14 protein-coding genes, 1 tRNA gene and 1 pseudogene are annotated in these 18,819 nt (G+C 67.5%); 6 read left to right on the forward strand and 10 right to left on the reverse strand.

The features are described from left to right. The 6 genes from ACZ5XO_RS08750 to ACZ5XO_RS08775 all read right to left on the reverse strand — a co-directional run bounded on the left by ACZ5XO_RS08750 (position 1) and on the right by ACZ5XO_RS08775 (position 3,790). Positions 1-267: a hypothetical protein gene (locus ACZ5XO_RS08750; protein WP_296178161.1), complete on the reverse strand. Its 267-nt coding sequence runs from the start codon at positions 265-267 to the stop codon at positions 1-3. Continuing rightward, the gene (gene nuoE, locus ACZ5XO_RS08755; RefSeq protein WP_464161985.1) at positions 267-941 is read right to left on the reverse strand and encodes an NADH-quinone oxidoreductase subunit NuoE; all 675 of its coding nucleotides are present in this window, start codon (positions 939-941) and stop codon (positions 267-269) included. Before nuoE ends, ACZ5XO_RS08750 begins: the two co-directional genes overlap by 1 nt. Continuing rightward, positions 938-2,116, reverse strand: coding sequence for an NADH-quinone oxidoreductase subunit D (locus ACZ5XO_RS08760; protein WP_292083358.1), 1,179 nt, complete (start codon positions 2,114-2,116; stop codon positions 938-940). The genes nuoE and ACZ5XO_RS08760 overlap by 4 nt, the downstream gene beginning before the upstream one ends. 95 nt (positions 2,117-2,211) lie before the next feature. After that, positions 2,212-2,835, reverse strand: coding sequence for an NADH-quinone oxidoreductase subunit C (locus ACZ5XO_RS08765; RefSeq protein WP_464161986.1), 624 nt, complete (start codon positions 2,833-2,835; stop codon positions 2,212-2,214). Then, the gene (locus ACZ5XO_RS08770) at positions 2,832-3,443 is read right to left on the reverse strand and encodes a NuoB/complex I 20 kDa subunit family protein (RefSeq protein WP_292082645.1); all 612 of its coding nucleotides are present in this window, start codon (positions 3,441-3,443) and stop codon (positions 2,832-2,834) included. The genes ACZ5XO_RS08765 and ACZ5XO_RS08770 overlap by 4 nt, the downstream gene beginning before the upstream one ends. Further along, entirely contained in the window at positions 3,413-3,790 is a 378-nt protein-coding gene (locus tag ACZ5XO_RS08775) for an NADH-quinone oxidoreductase subunit A (protein ID WP_105563443.1), read from the reverse strand. Before ACZ5XO_RS08775 ends, ACZ5XO_RS08770 begins: the two co-directional genes overlap by 31 nt. A gap of 210 nt (positions 3,791-4,000) precedes the next feature. Between ACZ5XO_RS08775 and ACZ5XO_RS08780 the strand changes: the two genes are divergently transcribed. Both ACZ5XO_RS08780 and ACZ5XO_RS08785 read left to right on the forward strand, forming a co-directional pair. Next, a complete protein-coding gene (locus ACZ5XO_RS08780; RefSeq protein ID WP_464161987.1) occupies positions 4,001-5,611 on the forward strand; it encodes an AbgT family transporter in 1,611 nt (536 codons plus the stop codon). Between the two features lie 112 nt (positions 5,612-5,723). Beyond that, positions 5,724-5,800, forward strand: a tRNA-Asp gene (locus ACZ5XO_RS08785). 96 nt (positions 5,801-5,896) lie between these two features. On the opposite strand, the gene ACZ5XO_RS08790 is transcribed toward ACZ5XO_RS08785, so the two are convergent. Beyond that, positions 5,897-7,147 carry a glycosyltransferase gene (locus tag ACZ5XO_RS08790; RefSeq protein WP_464161988.1) on the reverse strand — a complete coding sequence of 417 codons (1,251 nt, stop codon included), beginning with the start codon at positions 7,145-7,147 and terminating at the stop codon, positions 5,897-5,899. Positions 7,148-7,460: 313 nt separating this feature from the next. On the opposite strand from ACZ5XO_RS08790, the gene ACZ5XO_RS08795 reads away from it, so the two are divergent. Continuing rightward, positions 7,461-10,751, forward strand: a complete 3,291-nt coding sequence (locus tag ACZ5XO_RS08795; protein ID WP_464161989.1) for an autotransporter outer membrane beta-barrel domain-containing protein — start codon at positions 7,461-7,463, stop codon at positions 10,749-10,751. On the opposite strand, the gene ACZ5XO_RS08800 is transcribed toward ACZ5XO_RS08795, so the two are convergent. Together ACZ5XO_RS08800 and ACZ5XO_RS08805 are read right to left on the reverse strand one after the other, a co-directional pair. Continuing rightward, positions 10,741-12,369 (reverse strand): type IV secretory system conjugative DNA transfer family protein, encoded by a 1,629-nt coding sequence (locus ACZ5XO_RS08800; protein ID WP_464161990.1) that lies wholly within the window; start codon positions 12,367-12,369, stop codon positions 10,741-10,743. The genes ACZ5XO_RS08795 and ACZ5XO_RS08800 overlap by 11 nt on opposite strands. Next, positions 12,366-12,995 carry a GntR family transcriptional regulator gene (locus tag ACZ5XO_RS08805; protein WP_464161991.1) on the reverse strand — a complete coding sequence of 210 codons (630 nt, stop codon included), beginning with the start codon at positions 12,993-12,995 and terminating at the stop codon, positions 12,366-12,368. The genes ACZ5XO_RS08800 and ACZ5XO_RS08805 overlap by 4 nt, the downstream gene beginning before the upstream one ends. 196 nt (positions 12,996-13,191) lie before the next feature. Between ACZ5XO_RS08805 and ACZ5XO_RS08810 the strand changes: the two genes are divergently transcribed. From ACZ5XO_RS08810 to ACZ5XO_RS08820, 3 genes are all read left to right on the forward strand, one after another. After that, the gene (locus ACZ5XO_RS08810; protein ID WP_400546125.1) at positions 13,192-13,689 is read left to right on the forward strand and encodes a helix-turn-helix domain-containing protein; all 498 of its coding nucleotides are present in this window, start codon (positions 13,192-13,194) and stop codon (positions 13,687-13,689) included. Positions 13,690-13,993: 304 nt separating this feature from the next. After that, positions 13,994-14,641, forward strand: coding sequence for a lasso peptide biosynthesis B2 protein (locus tag ACZ5XO_RS08815; protein ID WP_464161992.1), 648 nt, complete (start codon positions 13,994-13,996; stop codon positions 14,639-14,641). After that, positions 14,641-16,380, forward strand: coding sequence for an asparagine synthase-related protein (locus tag ACZ5XO_RS08820; RefSeq protein WP_464161993.1), 1,740 nt, complete (start codon positions 14,641-14,643; stop codon positions 16,378-16,380). The genes ACZ5XO_RS08815 and ACZ5XO_RS08820 overlap by 1 nt, the downstream gene beginning before the upstream one ends. Before the next feature lie 69 nt (positions 16,381-16,449). On the opposite strand, the pseudogene ACZ5XO_RS08825 reads toward ACZ5XO_RS08820, so the two are convergent. Beyond that, a pseudogene (locus ACZ5XO_RS08825) lies at positions 16,450-18,819 on the reverse strand (S9 family peptidase); the annotation flags it as partial.

The following is an 18,819-nucleotide window of genomic DNA, read 5'->3' on the forward strand; positions in this document are numbered from 1 at the left end:
TTAAAGTCCTTCCGCCAGACGGCGCTTGTGGTGGCGGGTGCGCATGAAAATAGCCGTAACGACCAGCGCCCAACCGGCGGCCAGAAGGCCGTAGGCGACGATCAGCAGGTCTTCTGACAGCCACTTGCCGTCCTTGACCGCCAAAACCATGCCCGCTGCAATGACGATCAGCGCCAGCCCGCCCCAACGCAGGGGCCAGCCGACGCGACGCAGTTCGGCCCGATAGGCCGCCCTGCCCTCATCACTGTCGAGGTTCGGTCTCGTCATCAGGCCGGAGCCTTCTCAGCCGCCGGCTTGGAATTCGGCAGCGACTTGATCTTCTTGGCCCGCGAACCGTCATACAGCGTCGGGTCCGTCAGGACCCTGGCGCCGCCCTCCGGCTCGGAGGTGTGGCGACCGACGCGCGAACCCGGCTTCGGCGACTTGCCGGCGGCGAAGTCGTCGATGATCTGGGCCATCGTCTCGGGCGTCAGGTCTTCGTAGTAGTAGTCGTTGATCTGGGCCATCGGCGCATTAGCGCAGGCGCCCAGGCACTCGACTTCCTGCCAGGTGAAGCGACCGTCGGCGGACAGCTCGTCCTTGGGCCCGATCTTCTCCTTGCAGACGCGCATCAGCTCATTGGCGCCGCGCAGCATGCAGGGGGTGGTGCCGCAGACCTGGATCAGGGCGGCTTTGCCGACCGGCTCCAGCTGGAACATGGTGTAGAAGGTCGCGACCTCCAGCACCCGGATGAAAGGCATGCCCAGCAGTTCGCCGATGGCGCGGATGGCGGGCTCCGACACCCAGCCTTCCTGCTTCTGGACCAGCCACAGGATCGGGATCACCGCCGACTGGCGACGGTTCTCGGGGTACTTCTTGATCCACCACTCGGCCTTGGCCTTCGTGTCCTTTGAAAAGGCGAAGGATTCAGGCTGTTCCTTGGCGAGGCGACGAACGCTCATCGGTCCACTTCTCCGAACACCATGTCGAGCGAGCCGAGGATGGCGGACACGTCCGCCAGCATGTGGCCCGTGTTCATCCAGTCCATCGCCTGCAGGTGACGGAAGCCGGGGGCCGACAGCTTGACGCGGTAGGGTTTGTTGGTGCCGTCCGACACCAGATAGACGCCGAACTCGCCCTTGGGCGCTTCGACGGCCGCATAGACCTCGCCTTCCGGCGTCTTGAAGCCCTCGGTGTAGAGCTTGAAGTGGTGGATCAGCGCTTCCATCGAACGCTTCATCTCACCGCGGCGCGGCGGGGTGATCTTGTGGTCTTCGGCCAGAACCGGCTCGCCGGGGCAGTTGCGCAGCTTGTGGATGCACTGCTCCATGATGCGCACCGACTGCTTCATCTCTTCGACGCGGCAGAGATAGCGGTCCCAGCAGTCGCCGTTCTTGCCGACGGCGATGTCGAACTCGAGGTCGGCGTAGCAGTCGTAAGGCGTGGCCTTGCGCAGGTCCCAGGCGATGTCCGAACCGCGCAGCATGACGCCCGAGAAGCCCCACGCCAGGGCCTCTTCCTTGGACACCACGCCGATGTCGACGTTGCGCTGCTTGAAGATGCGGTTCTCGGTGACCAGGCTCTCGATGTCCGCCAGCTTGGCCGGGAACTCGGCGCACCAGCGGCCGATGTCGTCGACCAGCTCGGGCGTCAGATCCTGATGAACCCCGCCGGGACGGAAGTAGTTGGCGTGCAGACGGGCGCCGCAGGCGCGCTCGTAGAAGACCATCAGCTTCTCGCGCTCTTCGTGCCCCCACAGCGGCGGGGTCAGGGCGCCCACGTCCATGGCTTGCATGGTCGTGTTCAGCAGGTGGTTCAGGATGCGGCCCATCTCCGAGTACAGGACCCGGATCAGCTGGCCGCGATACGGCACGTCGACTTCCAGCAGGCGCTCGATGGCCAGGCAGAAGGCGTGCTCCTGGTTCATCGGCGAGACGTAGTCCAGCCGGTCCAGGTAGGGGATGTTCTGCAGGTAGGTGCGCGACTCCATCAGCTTCTCGGTGCCGCGGTGCAGCAGGCCGATGTGCGGGTCGACGCGGGTCACCAGCTCGCCGTCCAGCTCCAGCACCAGTCGCAGCACGCCGTGCGCGGCCGGGTGTTGCGGGCCGAAGTTGATGGTGAACTTGCGGTCGTCCATCGCCCGCGCGTGCGGGGTCAGGCCGTCTTCATAGTCCTCGAACGGGTCGATCGCCTTGGGCGCGGCCGTCGCGGGGGTGTTGTTGCCGCCAGCCATTACTTGGCTCCCGCCTTCTCGTCGCCCGGCAGGACGGTGGGATATTCAGCGCCTTCCCACGGAGAGAGGAAGTCGAAGTTGCGATATTCCTGGGCCAGCTTCACCGGCTCATAGACCACGCGCTTCTGCTCTTCGTCGTAGCGGACCTCGACATAGCCCGTCATCGGGAAGTCCTTGCGCAGCGGGTGCCCCTCGAAACCGTAGTCGGTCAGGATGCGGCGCATGTCGGGGTGATCCGAGAAGATCATGCCGTACATGTCGAAGGCTTCACGCTCGAACCAGCCGGCCGACGGATAGACCGACACGACGCTGGGAACGGGCTTCACTTCGTCGGTCGAGACCTTGACGCGAACCCGCGCGGCGCGGGTCAACGACAGCAGGTGATAAACCACCTCGAACCGCTCGGCGCGGTCCGGATAGTCGGCGCCGCAGGCGTCCATCAGCAGCTGGAAGCCGAATTGATCGCGCAGGGCCGTCATGACGGCGACGATGTTTTCGCGCGGGGCGATCAGGGTCAGCTCGCCATAAGCCACGACGGCCTCGACACCGAGAGCCGCCACCATTTCGGTCCCCAGCGGGGTCAGGGCGGATTCGCGCTCCGCGACGCGCACCAGTTCGCTCATCGCTCGATCGTCCCCGTGCGGCGGATCTTCTTCTGCAGCTGCAGGATGCCGTACAGCAGGGCCTCGGCGGTCGGCGGGCAGCCCGGGACATAAACGTCCACCGGCACCACGCGGTCGCAGCCGCGCACGACGCTGTAGCTGTAGTGGTAGTAGCCGCCGCCGTTGGCGCAGCTGCCCATCGAGATGACGTAGCGCGGGTCCGGCATCTGGTCATAGACCTTGCGCAGGGCCGGAGCCATCTTGTTGGTCAGGGTGCCGGCGACGATCATCAGGTCCGACTGGCGCGGCGAGCCGCGCGGCGCGGTGCCGAAGCGTTCCAGGTCGAAGCGCGGCATCGACAGGTGGATCATCTCCACGGCGCAGCAGGCCAGGCCGAACGACATCCACATCAGCGAACCCGTGCGTGCCCAGTTGATGACGTCGTCCAGCGAGGTCGTCAGGAAGCCCTGCTCGCCGAGCTCGGTGTTCACCGCCTCGAAGAACTTGTCGTGAATCTTGGGGTCGTAGCCCTCCACGGTCGAGCGCGCGGCCGAGCCGGCGGGGACCAGGGGCGACGCCAAAGGCGACGATGGCGCGATTATTGCCATTCCAGCGCTCCCTTCTTCCATTCGTAGATAAAGCCGACGGTCAGGACGCCGAGGAAGATCATCATCGACCAGAAGGCGAAGACCATGCCGCCGGTCGACAGGTCGAACATCGACACCGCCCACGGGAACAGGAAGGCCACTTCCAGGTCGAAGATGATGAAGAGGATCGACACCAGATAGAACCGGACGTCGAACTTCATGCGTGCGTCGTCAAAGGCGTTGAAGCCGCACTCATAGGCCGACAGCTTTTCGGTGTCGGGGTTTTTCGGCGCCAATGCCCAGGCGGCCAGCATGAAGCCGAGGCCCAGTACGGCGGCGATCGCCAGGAAAACGACGATCGGGAGGTATTCCAGAAGAAATGCGTTCATTCGAGCTGCCTCGCCCGCCGAGGGAGGGGGCGGATTCGGGGCTTCTTAGACCCAACCTTCGACAGGTTCAAACCCATGTCGGCAAAGGTTTTTTGTTGAGAACGGTTCGCAAGCTTACGCGCGTTTTGCCGCAGGCCCCGACGTTGCCAGCCGCACCGTCGATACGCGTAAATGGCGGCTTTCCCGTATCTCTGTAATCAAGGTCGCAGCATGAGCCTGGCAGCCCGCTTGCTGAACACCATCGAACGCGTCGGCAATCGCCTGCCCGATCCCGTATTTCTCTTTCTGTGGCTGATCCTGGGCCTGATCGTCCTCAGCATGATCGGCGCCGGCCTCGGCTGGTCAGCGGTCAACCCGGTGACCGGAGACGTGCTCCAGGCCGAGAGCCTGTTGTCGCCCGCCAATCTGGAGCGGCTCTTCATCGGCATGCCGCGCACCCTGGCCGATTTTCCGCCTCTGGGGATCGTGATCACAATTATTTACGGCGCCTCGGTCGCCGAGCGGACAGGCATGTTCTCGACGGCCATTCGCGGCGCCTTGCTGAACGCTCCGCGATTCATCCTGACGCCGATCGTGGTGGTGACCGGCATGGTGTCGCACCATGCCTCTGACGCCTCCTATGTCGTGGTCATTCCGCTGGCCGCCGTCATCTTCGCCGCGGCGGGCCGCCATCCCCTGGCCGGTCTGGCCGCCGGATTCGCCGCTGTGTCGGGCGGTTATGCGGGCAACCTCTTCCCCGGCGCGAGCGACGCCCTGATCCTGGGCATCACTGAACCCGCCGCCCACCTGATCGATCCGTCCTATGCGGTCAGCATCGCCGGCAACTGGTTCTTCATCGTCGGCGTCGTCTTCGTCTTCACCCCCATTGTCTGGTTCCTGACCGACCGGGTGATCGAGCCGCGCCTCGGGCCGTGGGTCCCCACCTCCGCCGCGCCAGCCACGGCTGAGGAAAAGCAGCCGCTCTCCAGCATGGAAAAGCGCGGCCTGATGTTTGCTGGCCTGACCATCCTGACGATGATCGCCATCTGGACATTGATCACCCTCCTGCCCGGTTCGCCCTTCATCGACGCCGACGCCGAGCCTGAGCAGCGTTTCAATCCGCTGTACCGCTCGCTGGTCGCCTTCTTCGCTCTGACCTTCTTTGGCGCAGGCGCGGCCTTCGGCGTCGGCTCCGGCTCGATCAGAAGCCACCATGACCTCGTCCGTATGATGCGCGAGGGGATCAGCCAGTTGGCCCCCTATATCGTCCTGGCCTTCTTCGCCGCCCACTTCGTGGCCATGTTCAACTGGTCTGGTCTCGGCCCTATCCTGGCCGTCAACGCCGCCGCCTCCCTGCGCGAACTGGCCCTGCCGACACCCCTGCTGCTGATCGTGGTGGTGCTGGTGTCCTGCGTCTTCGACCTCTTCATCGGCTCGGCCTCGGCCAAGTGGTCGGCGCTGGCCCCCATCGTCGTGCCCATGTTCATGCTGCTGGGCATCAGCCCCGAGATGACGACCGCCGCCTATCGCATGGGCGACAGCGTCACCAACATCGCCACGCCGTTGATGAGCTACTTCCCCCTCATTCTGACCTTCGCCCAGCGCTGGGACCCCCGCTTCGGTCTCGGCTCCTTGATGGCCACCATGCTGCCCTACGCGGGGGCCTTCCTGATCGCGGGCCTGATCATGGTGGCGACCTGGGTGGCGCTGGATCTGCCGCTGGGGCCGGGCGTGGGCGTCCACTACGAACCGCCCCCGCCCGCCGTCGCCTCTCACCTGCCGTCGGACGGCGGAATCGCCGGCCCTGTCGCCCCGCCTCAGGCCGCCGCAGCCGCCAAGTAACGGAGGTCTGGCGATATTTTCACTTATCCACAGCGGGGCCGCTTGACGGGCGCGGCGGCCCCGCCTAAACGACGCCCCTCGCCGCGGCGCACAGCGCTTCGGTTCGGGAAACGCGGGTGTAGCTCAGTTGGTTAGAGTGCCGGCCTGTCACGCCGGAGGTCGCGGGTTCGAGCCCCGTCACTCGCGCCATTCCTTTCAGCGAAAGGAATGGCGCACACCGCCTCTTCGCTTTCATTTCAATTGTTTACTCGACGCTTCGCCTCCGCGCGCGCCGTCGTCGCACCGCTAGTTCAGCGGCGCGACTTCTTGCGGCATGACGAACTCCGAGCGACCGCTCAATTCGCCATAAAGCATCGACAGATCCTCGAAGACCCGGTTCCAGGCGAACTGCTCCACCATCTTGACCCGCGCGGCCTGACCCAAAGCTTCGATGTCTCGCTCGAACAGGGCCTCGATCGCCTCGGCATAGTCGACCGGATCGGCCGAAGCGGCCAGTTGGCCCACGCTGGAATCGACCGTCTCGGCCACGCCGCCGGCGTTGACGCCCACCACGGGCCTACCGCAGGCCATGGCCTCCAGCACGATCAGGCCGAAGGGTTCCTTGTCGTTGGCGTGAACGAAGGCGTCGCAACTGGCGATGATCCGCGCCACGGCCTTGGGATCCTTCTCATAGGGCAGAGAGATGACCCGGTCCTCGGGCGGCATGCCGGCTCCGGCCCCGACCAGCACCAGATGATAGGGCGCGCCCAGGCGCTGCACCGCGTCGATCAGGACATCGACGTTCTTCTCCTTGGCCGGACGGCCCGCGAAGCACAGCAGACGAGCGTCAGCGTCCAGGCCCAGCTTCTTCAGCAGCCAGTCCCGATCGCGACGGTCAGGCCTGAAGGTGTCGACCTCGACCCCCAGGGGACGAATCACGATGCCGCCGACACCTGCCTCTTCCAGACGGCGGGCAATGAACCGGCTGGGCGAGACCACGCGGTCGAATTGCGAGAACAGCCGGGCCCAGCGCTTCTCGACCGGCTTCTTGGCCCATTCACCGAAATGCAGGGCCGCCAGACCCGCCGGGTCCGAGTGACAGAAGCCGACGACCGGACAACCGGCCCGTTGTCCTGCCTCCAGCGCGCCCTGCCCCGGCGTATAGGGATCCCCCGCCTCGATGACGGCCGGATTCATGGACGCCACCCAGGCGCCCCAACGCCGTACAGAGCTGGGCCAACGATAGCCGTCGCCGAAGGGCAGCTTGGCGGCGTGAAGCTGGACGATTCCGTCCGCCCCCGCCCTGTGCTTGGCGCCCGGCACCACCAGGGTATGCGCCACAGACGGGCGGTTCGCCTCCAGCCACGTCTTCTTCGACAGAAGATAGCGCTTCACCCCGCCCGAACGCGGCGCGAACAGCATGGTGGTGTCCACCAGACGCGGCCGTGGATCGGCGGTCGACGCCTTGAGAATTCGAAGAGTTTCAGCGACTTCTTCATCCAGCCCCGGAATAAGGCGCAGTTCGCCTTCTTGAACGTCGATATCGCTCATTGTCATTGAGGCGCCCTTTCCTGATCTTGACGCCGCAACGCGACGGGACCGGCTTTGGATGCGACTTACGCGTTTGGAACTCACCATGAATCGCCCCTAGACCCGGAAACGGCTCCGCTCAAGCGTCCTTTTGAAGAACGCGCCCAAGAACCTCGCCCGGGCGATCGAATGGCGTTCTTCAGCTTCCATTCACCACGGCCTGCCTACGCCGGGCCTTGCAATCGCCTCAAATTCGAGAAACTTGGGGCATGGCGACGCCGAGCCTGATAGACGGACGGCTGGCGTTGTCGCGCGTGTGTCCACGAGGGGTTTCCAACTAATGCGTATTCTGCTTGCGACCGCAGTGGCGATCGCCCCCCTGATGGCCGCGGCCGGCGTCCAGGCGCAATCGACGTCCGAGACCGTGATCTCGACGGCGCGCACCACGCCGATCTCCACCTCGACCGCGACCGGAACCGCACCCGACAATATTCGCTTCGCCAGCGGCGGTACGATCACGGTCGCCAGCGGGACGGCCGTAACCGTTGATTCCAGCCATAGCATCGACATGGACGCCGGTTCATCGATCAAGATGGACAAGTCGGCCGATGGCTCGACCGGGATCCTGGTCCAGGGCGGCAACACCGCCAATGTGACGGTCGGCGGCTCCATCGACATTTCCGATTCCATCACGGAATACACCGACACCGACAAGGACGGTGATCTGGACGGCCCATTCGCCGACGGTCAGAATCGTTACGGCGTGCGCGTCACCGGAACCTCGCCCTTGACCGGCGATGTGAAGATCGAAAGCGGCGGCTCGATCAAGATCGAAGGCAACAACTCCGCCGGCCTTTCCATTGAGGCCCCGTTGACCGGCGACCTGACCAGCCTCGGCACGATCAGCGTCCTGGGCTCCAACACCTACGGCATCCATGTGACGGGCCCCGTGACGGGCGACGTGGCGGTCCTGGGCAGCATCGCCTCCCAGGGAGAGAACGCTGTGGGCGTGGCCCTGGACGGCGACGTTCAGGGCGCCGTGAAGATCCAGGGCGCCATTTCTTCGACCGGCTACCGCTACACGACCCCGCCGGGCGCCACGCCGACGTCGGGCACCATCAAGCCTGAAACCCTCTATCTGGAGGACCTCGACGACGACGACCTGCTGCAGGGCGGTTCAGCGGTTCGCATCGCCGGCAGTGTCACCGAAGGCGTTCTGTTCGACACCGCCCCCTCCTACGGGTCCAGCGGCATCGAAGGCGACGACGACGGCGATGGCGTCAAGAACGGCGACGAAGACGACGACGGTGACGGCGTCAAGAACCGCGAAGACACCGACCGTGACGGCGACGGCGTCCTCGACACCCTGGAAGGCGTCGCCACCATCAAGACCTTCGGCGGCGCACCGGCTGTCATGATCGGTTCGGCGACCAACGCCACCACGATCGGCGCCGTCGGCGTCGGCGACGAAGCCTATGGCGTCATCAATCGGGGCTCCATTGAAGGCGTCGGCGTCTATTCCGGTACCGACGCCCATGGCCTGCAGATCGGCGGCCTCGGCCAGTCGGTCACCGTCGCCGGCGGCATCTACAACAAGGGCACGATCGGCGCCTCGGCGTTGAACGCCAACAGCACGGCGGTCTTGCTCGGCGACGGCGCGGCGGCCCCGGCCATCGTCAACACCGGCACGATCCAGGCGAGCGCCGCCTCCACCGGCGAGCATGTCGTAACCGGCGTCCTGATCGAATCGGGCGCATCCGTCTCCAGCTTCAACAACTCCGGCCAGGTCACTGCGGCCGTCAGCGGCTCGAAAACCGACGCCGTCGCCTTCCGCGACGATTCCGGCACCCTGACCAGCTTCACCAACACCGGCATGATCGCCGCCGGCATCGTCCCCACCGCCGACATCGCCCAGACCGGCAAGGCCGTTGCTGTCGATCTCAGCAAGAACACGACCGGCGTCACCTTCGTTCAGGACGGCGTCGCCATTCCCGGCACCGAACTGCCCGACGCCGACAATGACGACGTTCCCGACAGCAGCGAGCCCGTCATCAACGGCGAAATCCGGCTGGGTTCGGGCGCCGATGTTCTCGACATCCGCAACGGGACGGTCACCGGCGACATCAGCTTCGGCGCCGGCGCTGACAGTCTCAGCATTTCAGGCGGCGCCGTCGTCACCGGCAAGCTGACGAACGCCGACGGCCTGCTGAACATCAATGTCTCCAACGGCACCCTGGACGCCCGTCACTCCGGGCAACTGGAAGTGACCGGCCTGGACGTCGGCGCCGACGGCAAGCTGATCGTCACCCTGGACCCCGCCAACGACGCAGCAGGCGGGTTCAAGGTCGATGGCACGGCCAATATCGCCACGGGCGCGGATCTCGGGGTGCGCTTCAACTCCCTCATCCAGGAAGAGACGCGCTTCACCATCATCGACGCCGACACGCTGAACGCCGGCACGATCGATCCGGACGGCCTGCAGGCCAACTCGCCCTACGCCTTCGTGGTCAAGACCGGGGTCGATGCGGCCGCCGGCGACGTCTATGTCGACGCCCGTCGCCGCACCGCAGAAGAAGCCGGCATGATCGGCGTCGAATCCGCCGCCTACGACTCCATCTACGGCGCGCTGGGACAGAACGACGCGATCCGCAACGCCATTCTGAGCCAGACCGGACGGGAGGGCTTCTTCGACATCTACGAGCAGCTGCTCCCGGACCACTCGGGCGGCCCCCTGCTCTCTCTGGCCAGCGGCGTGGACGCCGTGACCCGCGCCCTGACCGGCCGCAACGCCTCGGCCGCGCCGGGTGAAACCAGCGCCTGGGTGCAGGAAATCAACTTCTACGCCGACAAGGACAAGACCGATTCCTACGGCTTCCGTTCGGAAGGCTTCGGCGTCGCAGGCGGCGTCGAGCGCGGCACCAACATGGGCGCCTTTGGCCTGACTGCAGCCTTCACCTCGTCCGATCTGGAAGATCCCGAAGCCGCGGCGGAGGAAGTCCTTTCGGCCAACCTGCTCGAGCTGGGCCTCTACTGGCGCGCCCAGGGTCAGTACTGGACGACCTGGGCTCGTGCAGCCGGCGGTTACGCCTCGTTCAACGCCACCCGCAAGCTGGTCGCCGACGGCCTCAATCTGAAGAACGAGTCCGACTGGCACGGCCTGACCCTGGCCGCGGCCGGCGGCGCCTCATATGAACGGCACTTCGGACGTCTGAACGTTCGCCCCGAGATCTACGGCGAGTACTTCTCGCTGAGCGAGGACGCGCGCGTCGAAAAGGGCGGCGGCGACGGCTTCGATCTCGAGATCGATGATCGCGACGGCCACATCTTCTCCGGCGTCGCGGCCGTGAACATCGGCTACGGCTTCGGCAAGGACGGCTGGATTCGTCCGGAAGTTCGTCTGGGCTGGCGCCAGAACTTCTCGGTCGACGCCGGCTCGACCATCGCCCGCTTCACGTCGGGCGGCGACGCCTTCACCCTGGACCCCGCCAGCATCGAAGGCGGCGGCCCGATCCTCGGCTTCCGTCTGAACGTCGGCAACGAACTGGGGCTGCTGTCCATCACCGGCGACGCCGAACTGCTGAAGGACTATGTCCGCTACACCCTGCTGCTGCGGGCAAGCTTCAAGTTCTGATCGCCTTCGCTTTCAAACCGAGAGGCTGAAGCTTGCGGCACCTCAGAGGCCTGCGCCCCGCCGCGAAGACCAGTTGTTCGTCATCGCCGAGACCGCGCACCTCGCCCGGCTCCATCAGGGGGCGCTCCGCCTCGCTCGCCGACACTGCGCTGCGCCCGGCGCCGAGAAGTCCGGGACCGCTGCGGCCCCTGCGCCATTCGATGACCACGCCTGTCAGCTTCGACACCTTGTCCTGGGTCAGGGGATCGAGGGCCGCGAAGGCGGTGTAGACATGGCAGTTGTCGAGGATGGTGTTGTTCGCCCCATAGGTCTCGACGATGTCGTTAAGCGACTGGGCCACGAACATGGGCTTGATGCCGTAGCCGCTCATCAGCCTCAGCGCCTTCTCGAAGAAGGCCAGCCGTCCCAGCAGGGGAAACTCGTCCATCAGCATCAGCAGGCGGAACCGCTTTTCGCTGCCGCCCGCATCCGCCTTTTCATCGGCGGTCAGGGCCTGGGCCGCGGCCTGGAACAGAAGCCGCACCAGAGGCTTCAGGGCGGAGGCGTCGGCCGGCGCCACCTGGACATAGAGGGAGACGGGCGCCCCGGCGCACATCAGGTCGCCCATGGAGAAGTCCGACGCCGAAAGACAGCGCTCCACGTCCTCGCCGGCCAGCCACTTGAGGTAGGACCGGGCCGTGCCCTGGACCGAGGTGCGGAAGCGGTCGTGCATGGCTGCATAGCCGGTAACCGCCGTGCGGATGAAGGGATGGGTCTCCGGCTCGCCATCCGGCCCCGGCCGATGCAGGGTCTTGAGCATGAGGTCCGCCGTCGCATCGAGATCGGCCAGGAGTTCGCGGGCCTTCAGCAGGGTCTTGTCTCCGTCCTCGGCCGTATGAAGGACATGCAGGATGACCGCCTCCAGGATCTCCGAGGCCGCCTTGTCCCATATGGCCTCCTCGTCACGACTTCCTCCGGGATCAGAGAGAATGGCGACAAGCCTTTGAACCTGAGCCAGTTCGCCTGCTCCCGGGCGGATCTCCGCCAGGGGGTTCCACCGCGCCGAAGCGGGATGGCGCGGCGCCAGGAAGAGGACGTGGGAAAAGCCCGAACGCCAGCCCGCCGTCAGGCTCCACAGCTCGCCCTTGGGATCATGGACCAGGGCGCTGTGGCTCCAGGACAGGAGGGTCGGAACCACATGCCCCCTGCCCTTGCCGCTGCGTGTTCCGCCCGTCACCAGGCTGGGTCTCAGGTCCGTGGTCGCCAGAAGCCGGCCGCCCATCAGGCCGATCACGGCGCCGGCCGGCTCCAGCAGTCCGGCGCGACGGGCCTCCGCGAGATCGCCCCATCCGCGACGCCGCTGGTTCGACGGCCTGTCGATCAGGGCGCCGAGCCCCAGGCCGCCGAGGGATCCGAGCAGGATGAGCGCCCCGCTCCTGCCGATCGCCTCGCGCGCCTCGGCAGCGAAGGTCCGCCGCCAGACCAGGACGGACCAGGGCGGATAGAGGACCAGATCCGCCGCGACGCGCCAGCCGGGACCCAGCGAAGGCGACCAGGCATAGGTCCAGGCGAAGACCTGGGTCGCGGCGGCCAGGCCGATCAGTCCGCCGGCCGCGAGCCCGAGAAGCCGCCCCTTCATCGCCTGTCTTCCGTCCCATCCGGAGGCGGCGTGCCCGCCTCCAGCACCAGCAGGGGCGCCGCGTCCATCCGGCGATGATGATAGATGGAAAGGGCGGACCACAGCCCCTCCACGTCGCCGTCGTCGAACCGCTCCGCAAGGCCTTCGGCCTCGGCCGCCACATCCTCGAACACCCTTGCCTCGGCGACAGCGAACCGCGCCAGTCGAGCCGAAACCCTGCGATAGGCGTCCAGAACGGCTGCGCTCCCGCCGCTCTCCACCAGCCTCTCAAGCCGCGTCCGCAAGACAGCGGGCGCCCCCGCATCGGCTTCCGGCGGCGCGGACGGAAAGACCTCGACCGTCTCCAGGCTCAGTCTCAGGCAATGGAGCCGGAAGGCCAGGGCGTCCCTCAGCTCCGCCGCATCCATGGACACGCTGACATAGCCGCCCAGCGGCGCCCGCTCGACCAGTCCCGCCCCCGCCATCCAGGCCAGGGCTTCGCGAACCGGCGTGGCGGACAGGCGCAGCCTCCGCGCTTCTTCGATGATGATGACGGGCTGGCCGGCGCCGAAGGCGCCCTGCTCGGCTCTCAACCTCAGGCTGTCGAGCGCCTGAAGAAAGGGGTCGCGACTTCTGGTCAAGCTCATGCCTCCGTCGAGGATCGACGAAAACTATTGAACAGAGGCGCGCCTTCTCCAATGAATGAGAGAAACCCGCGTTCTTCGCGCCGAAAAAGGTCGCGCCCAGCGCCGGAGTTTGTCGTCGAGTGCGCCGGAAAACGGCGCGGCTTCTCTCGACGCCCGTCCGACCGGCCGATCCGGCCTGCAACCTTGGGGGTGGAGGATGGATGCGAAGACCAAGGGCGTTCCGCCCGCCGCCGCGCATGACAGCGCCCTTCTCTCACGCGCGCTCCGCTCGGTCCGACGCCTGCGCGGCATGAGCTCGAACCAGACCGCAGAGGCCATGAACATGCCCCTGCGCACCTACCAGAGGTTCGAGGCCGGACAGGCGCGCCCGAACCTGGACCACATCCACCGCTTCGCCCGGGCGACGCGAAGCGATCCTCACGCCCTCCTCATGGCGGTGGCCATAGGTTCGCCGGAGCTGGCGGCCCGCACCGCCGACAACCAGCTGGCCACCATCCTCGCCGTGGGCCTCCAGAGCTTCGACCTGGCCCTCGGCGACGGCGTCCGGGACCTGGACCCGCGCACCATCGTCAGCGCCGTCACCGCCATGTTCGACAGGCTGGCGGCGGCCCAGACCGCCCAGGCCGAAGCCCGGACCTGGATACGCTCCGGCGCGGACGCCCTGGCCCGGGCCCGCCCGGCCCCGGGGCGCTAGCGCCCTGTCCTGGTTGAGAAATATACTCCAGATATAGCTTCAACAGACGCCGATACGGGCGCTCACTGGGTCCGCCGCATTCCGCGGCGATCCGATCCAGGAGACTGACATGCAGACCCAAACGCTCAAGCTGGTGCGCGTCGGAAGCGCACGTGATCTCACCCGTCTGGAGATCGACGGCAAGTACGTCGAAAGCGCCGGCCTTCGCACCGACTTCCCCATGTAGGCCCGGTCGGGCGGCTGCTCGTCGGCCGCCCGATCACCTCGCCCATCGCTTCGCCCATCATCTCGTTTGAGCGTCCCCATGACCGGCCTGTCCGATGCAGACCTCGCCCCGGGCGTCCACCTGGCCCGACGGGACGAAGACGTCGTCGTCCTCGACCTGCGAAGCGACGCCTATATCCTGATCCCCGGCGCAGCCGACCTGTTGCAGCCGGTCCGCCACGGCGGCGGCGTCCAGGCGGAAACCGCGTTTCTCGATCAACTGGCCGCGGCGGGCCTTGTCGTCCCCGCCTCCGACGGTCGGCGCAGACCCCTCGTTCCGGCGAAACGCCAGGCGGCCCTGAACCTCTCCGCGCCGCCCTTCCGGCGCCTCCCCCTCTTTCTGCACGCCCTCGCGGCCACAGCCGCCTTCCGGCGCCGCGGTCTGGCCGCCCTGGTCGAGACCGCCGCGCGCCGCAAGGCACGCACCCGCCGGCGCGACCTCGAAGCCGCAATCCGCGAAGCGGCGGCCTTCGAGACGATCCGCCCCTGGGCGCCCTTCGAGGGCGACTGCCTCCAGCGTTCCTGGATGCTTCATGATCGCCTCTGCCGACGCGGGCTCGAAGCCGACTGGGTCTTCGGCGTCCGCACCTGGCCCTTCTTCGCCCACTGCTGGGTCCAGGTCGGCGACGTCGTCGTGGGCGACAGTCTCAACCGGGTCGGCGGCTTCACCCCGATCATGGCCGTCTGATGGGCGACTTCCTCCTTTGCAGCCGCCCTGCCCAGGCGCCTCTCGGCGAACGCCTGTCCCTCGCCGTCCAGGCCGAGGCCGAACGTCTGGGCTTCACTGTTCGCGCCCTGTCCCCGCTCGCCTGGCTGATCGTCTGGGGGCCGCGCCCGCCCGCTCTGCGCAAGATCGGCCCCTGGACCCTGATCGGCGACGTCTTCGATCGACGAAGCCCGGTCTTTCCCGCCATCGAGGATCAGGCTCCCCACGCCTGGGACCGCAAACTCCTGGCTCGTATCTGGGGCCGTTATGTCGGCGTCCTCCTGGCCCCGTCCGGAGAAGCCTGCGCCGTGCTCCGCGATCCCTCCGGCGCCCGCGAAGCCGTGTTCTGGAACGCCCACGGCCTGACCTTCATCGCTTCCGACCTGCCTGACGGCCTGGTGAAGACGGTCGCCTCCGACTGGCGCATTTCAACCTCCCGCCTCGCCGTCGCCGTGCGCAATCCCCTTGTCCTCGGCGCCGCCCTGCCGCTGGACGGCCCGGTCGCCCTTCTCCCTGGCGAGATGAAAGATCTTGCGACCGACGAGACCCACGCCCTGTGGCGTCCCGCCGACCATGTCCACCGGCCTGACCTGATCACGCTCAGGCCGCCCGAGGCCGCCGCCCGTCTGCGCGCGGCGATCGAGGAAGCCGTGGACGGCCTGACCTCGGCCGCCGGAGCGGTCGGAGGCGAAATCTCGGGAGGGCTGGATTCAAGCATTGTCGCGGCCGCCCTGCATCCGCGTCATGAGGTCCGTCTCTGGCTGAACGCCACGGGCCCGGGCCCCGGCGCGGACGAGAGCCGGTTCGTCGACGCCCTCGAGCAGGGCCTCGCCATAACCGCGACCCGGTTCGAGCGTCGTCGCTCTCCCCTCGGCCTTGCGGCCCTGGAGGCCGCGCCCCAGAGGCTGCGCCCGTCGCTCGCCGCCCTCGACGGCGACTTCGATCATTCCTGGGCCGACTACTGCTCCGCCGCCGGCGTCCAGGCCCTCTTCACCGGCAAGGGCGGCGACGGTCTCCTGATCCAGCCCGCCTCGCCCGCCGTCTTCACCGACCTGTGGCGTCTCAGGGGCTGGCGGGCCCTGTGGTCCCGGGACCTGGTCCGGCTCGCACGCCTCAACGAGAGATCGGTCTGGACCCTGGTCTCCGCCGCCCGGTCCTGGCGTGGTCCCGCCGATCCGGCGCCCGGCGAGCTGTCCCTTTTCACACCGCTCGACGGCGCGCCGCCGCGCCATCCCTGGCTGGACGAGGCCGCCGCCTGGGGGCCGGCCAAGACCGTCCAGGTGCTCAGCCTCCTCCAGGGCCACGGCCTCCACGGCGCCAGCCGGCTCACCGCCGCCGTCGACGTCTTCCATCCCCTCCTGTCCCAACCCGTGATCGAGACCTGCCTGGGCCTGTCGACGCCCCAACTCACCCTGGGTCGCCGTGATCGCGCCCTCGCCCGCCTGGCCTTCGGGGACCGGCTTCCCCCCGAGATCATCCATCGGCGCTCAAAGGGCGAGCTCACCGCCTTCTTCGGCCGGATGATCGCCGACGGTCTCGACGACCTGAGACCCTGGCTCCTGGACGGGCGCCTGGCCGCCCTCGGCGTCATCGACCGCAAGGGCGCCGAAGCGGCTCTGACACGCGACGCCCTCATTCGCTGCGGCGACTATCCCGACATCCTTCTCGCCGCCCTGTTCGAAGGCTGGGTCCGCGCCTGGGACAAACGGTTGGAGCGATGAGGACTCCGCCTCCCCGAGAGTCTCGTCCAGCCATCGGAAGATCTGGGCGTGCAGATCGCGAAAATTGGCCGGGCTCGTCATGCCATGACCCTCGCCCCAGTAGGTGATCAGCCGCGCGCGTTTGCCCAGACGATGCAGGGCGGCGAACATGGCTTCGGACTGGGTCGCCGGCACATAGTCCCGGTCGGCCGTGATCAGCAGGACGGGCGCCCTGATGCAGGGCGCGCCCAGCATGGGGCTGGCCCTGGCGTAGACGTCCGGCGCCTCCCAGGGTGGAACCTCCAGCTTCGCCTGGCCCTGTTCTGTCGCTCCGGCGGACTGGATCCAGGCTGAACCCGGGTTGGGCCAGAGCCGGGCGACCGGCATGGGCTCCCCCCATTTGCCGAACATCTGCGTCGGCGCCGAGGAAACCACATAGGTCCGGAACCGGTCGGTTCGCGCCGCCACGCCCAGAGCCCCATAGCCTCCGAAACTGTGCCCGTAGAGGGCCAGACGCGACCATGGCAGATCCGGCGCGGCCGCTTCCGCCGCATCGATGGCCAGATCCAGTCCCGCCCGGAAGTCGTCCAGCATTTCGGCCCGGTCGCTTTCGCCCTCGGCCGCGCTGGTCGGCGACAGCACGGCGTACTTCCCCATGGCCAGGACCGTGGCCAGCATGCCCGACCTCAGGCTCAGGGCGTCGGTCCACCGGCCCGCATCCCCGCGTCCCGGGTAGAAGTCGACGATCACGCCCCGGATCTCCGACGCCGCCAGACCCGGAGGCCGATAGAGATAGCTGACCACCGGACGTCCGAGGCGATCCCGATGCGGCACGGGCATGGGCCGCGGCAGCTGGAGATCGCCGAAGTCCGGGTTCAACCTCTCCAGGACCCGACTCCCTGAAGCCTCCTCCGCCGTCAGAACGGACACGCCCTGAAGGTCGCAGACCGCCAGGGCGCGGGCGCCGGCGACGGCCCGCACCCGGAGTTCGCCGTCGCAGGCGCGGCTGGAGCGCCATATTCGTCGACCGTCGTTCCCGTAGGCCGCCAGTCCCCCCGCCTCGAACAGGGGCGACCACCCGCGCCTCGCCGCGCTGTTGGAGCGGCTGCGCACCGTGTCGAGCAGGTTCACGGGCTCGGCCGACCGCAATTCCGGCCCGACTTCCGCCAGAGGTTCGGCCTCGCCGGTCCGTGCCAGCCTCCAGAGCCGTCCGTCTGCGACGAGACGGGCCGAGTTCGCGTTCACCGCCGTCAAACGATCCGGAACGACAGACAGTTTGCGCGTCATCGCCACGGGACCGTCAGGGTCAAGCCGCCACCAGTCGAACCGATCGCCGTCCGGCTCCCGGGCGTAGAAGAGCAGCCGGTCTCCGATCCAGTCGACCCGCACCGCTCTCAGTTCGTCCAGCGTCCGGCCCTTCTCTCTCGGCTCAAGCCCATTGACGTCGATCCGTCGGATCGTTCCGTCGGTCGCGATCGCGACCAGCCCGCCTTCACGCCAGGTCGCGTCTTCCCGCCGTCTCCAGATCGCGATCTCCCTGCCGTCGGGAGACCAGCGCAGGAGGTGCGGCGCGACGTCCATCTCCTCCTCCGGCTCCACGACCCGACCGGTCGCCGTCTCCACCAGCCGAAGCCGCCCACGGCGCAGAACCGCGCTCTGGACATTTCTTTCCTCGACCGGCGACGGCGTCGCCTCCGCCTGGACCAGGATCGCGGCCCAGGCGCCGCCCGGCGACAGTTCAAAATCGCGAATGGAGCCCGTCAGCAGAGGGACGGCCTTTCCGTCGTCGGCGCTCGCCATCATCAGGGTCTGGACCTCCCACGGCTCCTCCGCCGCGACGGCCGCTTCACGCGTATCCAGAATCTGGCGTGACGGGACCTTGCCCTCCCGGCTGATGCGCCAGCGTTCCGCCATGACCTCCGCGCCCGGCGTCTGGAAGCGAAGCTGCCAGGGCGAGCGGCCGTCCGTCCTGACGCTGAGCAGAAACCGGTCGGCGCCGAGCCAGGCCGCGCCCGCGCCGTTCAGGGGCAGATCGGGGGCCAGGCCCGTCCACCTCACCCTTCCGGTCCGTACGTCCGCGATCCCCGCCTCGGCTATCTCGCCGACCAGGCGATAGACCATCAAGCGGGCTCCGTCGGGCGACCATGGTCCCTGAAGCAGGCCGGCCGCTCCTTCATCCACCGGCAGCGGGGCGGCTCCCTCCTCCAGATCGGCGATCATCAGCACCCCGGCGCTCCAGGCCGAGCGCCAGTCGCGATCAAAGCGCGGCCCTTCATCATAAGGCCCCTGTCGCACCCAGGCGGCATGACGGCCATCGGGCGAGAGGGAGACGGCGCCGAAGCTGGACATGGAGAGGATGTCGTCGATCCTCGCCGGCCGCCTTTCGTCCGCCAGGGCGCCGGTCCAAGACAGGCAAGCCAGGGCCATCCCCGCCAGGGCGGGACTGATCCATCTGATCAT

The sequence above is a fragment of the Brevundimonas sp. T2-11 genome, from assembly GCF_055397675.1.

Excerpts from the sequence above, each read along its gene's own strand:
- ACZ5XO_RS08750 (WP_296178161.1), bottom strand. The coding sequence starts at position 267 with ATGACGAGACCGAACCTCGACAGTGATGAGGGCAGGGCGGCCTATCGG.
- nuoE (WP_464161985.1), bottom strand. The coding sequence starts at position 941 with ATGAGCGTTCGTCGCCTCGCCAAGGAACAGCCTGAATCCTTCGCCTTT.
- ACZ5XO_RS08760 (WP_292083358.1), bottom strand. The coding sequence starts at position 2,116 with ATGGACGACCGCAAGTTCACCATCAACTTCGGCCCGCAACACCCGGCC.
- ACZ5XO_RS08765 (WP_464161986.1), bottom strand. The coding sequence starts at position 2,835 with ATGAGCGAACTGGTGCGCGTCGCGGAGCGCGAATCCGCCCTGACCCCG.
- ACZ5XO_RS08770 (WP_292082645.1), bottom strand. The coding sequence starts at position 3,443 with ATGGAAGAAGGGAGCGCTGGAATGGCAATAATCGCGCCATCGTCGCCT.
- ACZ5XO_RS08775 (WP_105563443.1), bottom strand. The coding sequence starts at position 3,790 with ATGAACGCATTTCTTCTGGAATACCTCCCGATCGTCGTTTTCCTGGCG.
- ACZ5XO_RS08780 (WP_464161987.1), top strand. The coding sequence starts at position 4,001 with ATGAGCCTGGCAGCCCGCTTGCTGAACACCATCGAACGCGTCGGCAAT.
- ACZ5XO_RS08790 (WP_464161988.1), bottom strand. The coding sequence starts at position 7,147 with ATGACAATGAGCGATATCGACGTTCAAGAAGGCGAACTGCGCCTTATT.
- ACZ5XO_RS08795 (WP_464161989.1), top strand. The coding sequence starts at position 7,461 with ATGCGTATTCTGCTTGCGACCGCAGTGGCGATCGCCCCCCTGATGGCC.
- ACZ5XO_RS08800 (WP_464161990.1), bottom strand. The coding sequence starts at position 12,369 with ATGAAGGGGCGGCTTCTCGGGCTCGCGGCCGGCGGACTGATCGGCCTG.
- ACZ5XO_RS08805 (WP_464161991.1), bottom strand. The coding sequence starts at position 12,995 with ATGAGCTTGACCAGAAGTCGCGACCCCTTTCTTCAGGCGCTCGACAGC.
- ACZ5XO_RS08810 (WP_400546125.1), top strand. The coding sequence starts at position 13,192 with ATGGATGCGAAGACCAAGGGCGTTCCGCCCGCCGCCGCGCATGACAGC.
- ACZ5XO_RS08815 (WP_464161992.1), top strand. The coding sequence starts at position 13,994 with ATGACCGGCCTGTCCGATGCAGACCTCGCCCCGGGCGTCCACCTGGCC.
- ACZ5XO_RS08820 (WP_464161993.1), top strand. The coding sequence starts at position 14,641 with ATGGGCGACTTCCTCCTTTGCAGCCGCCCTGCCCAGGCGCCTCTCGGC.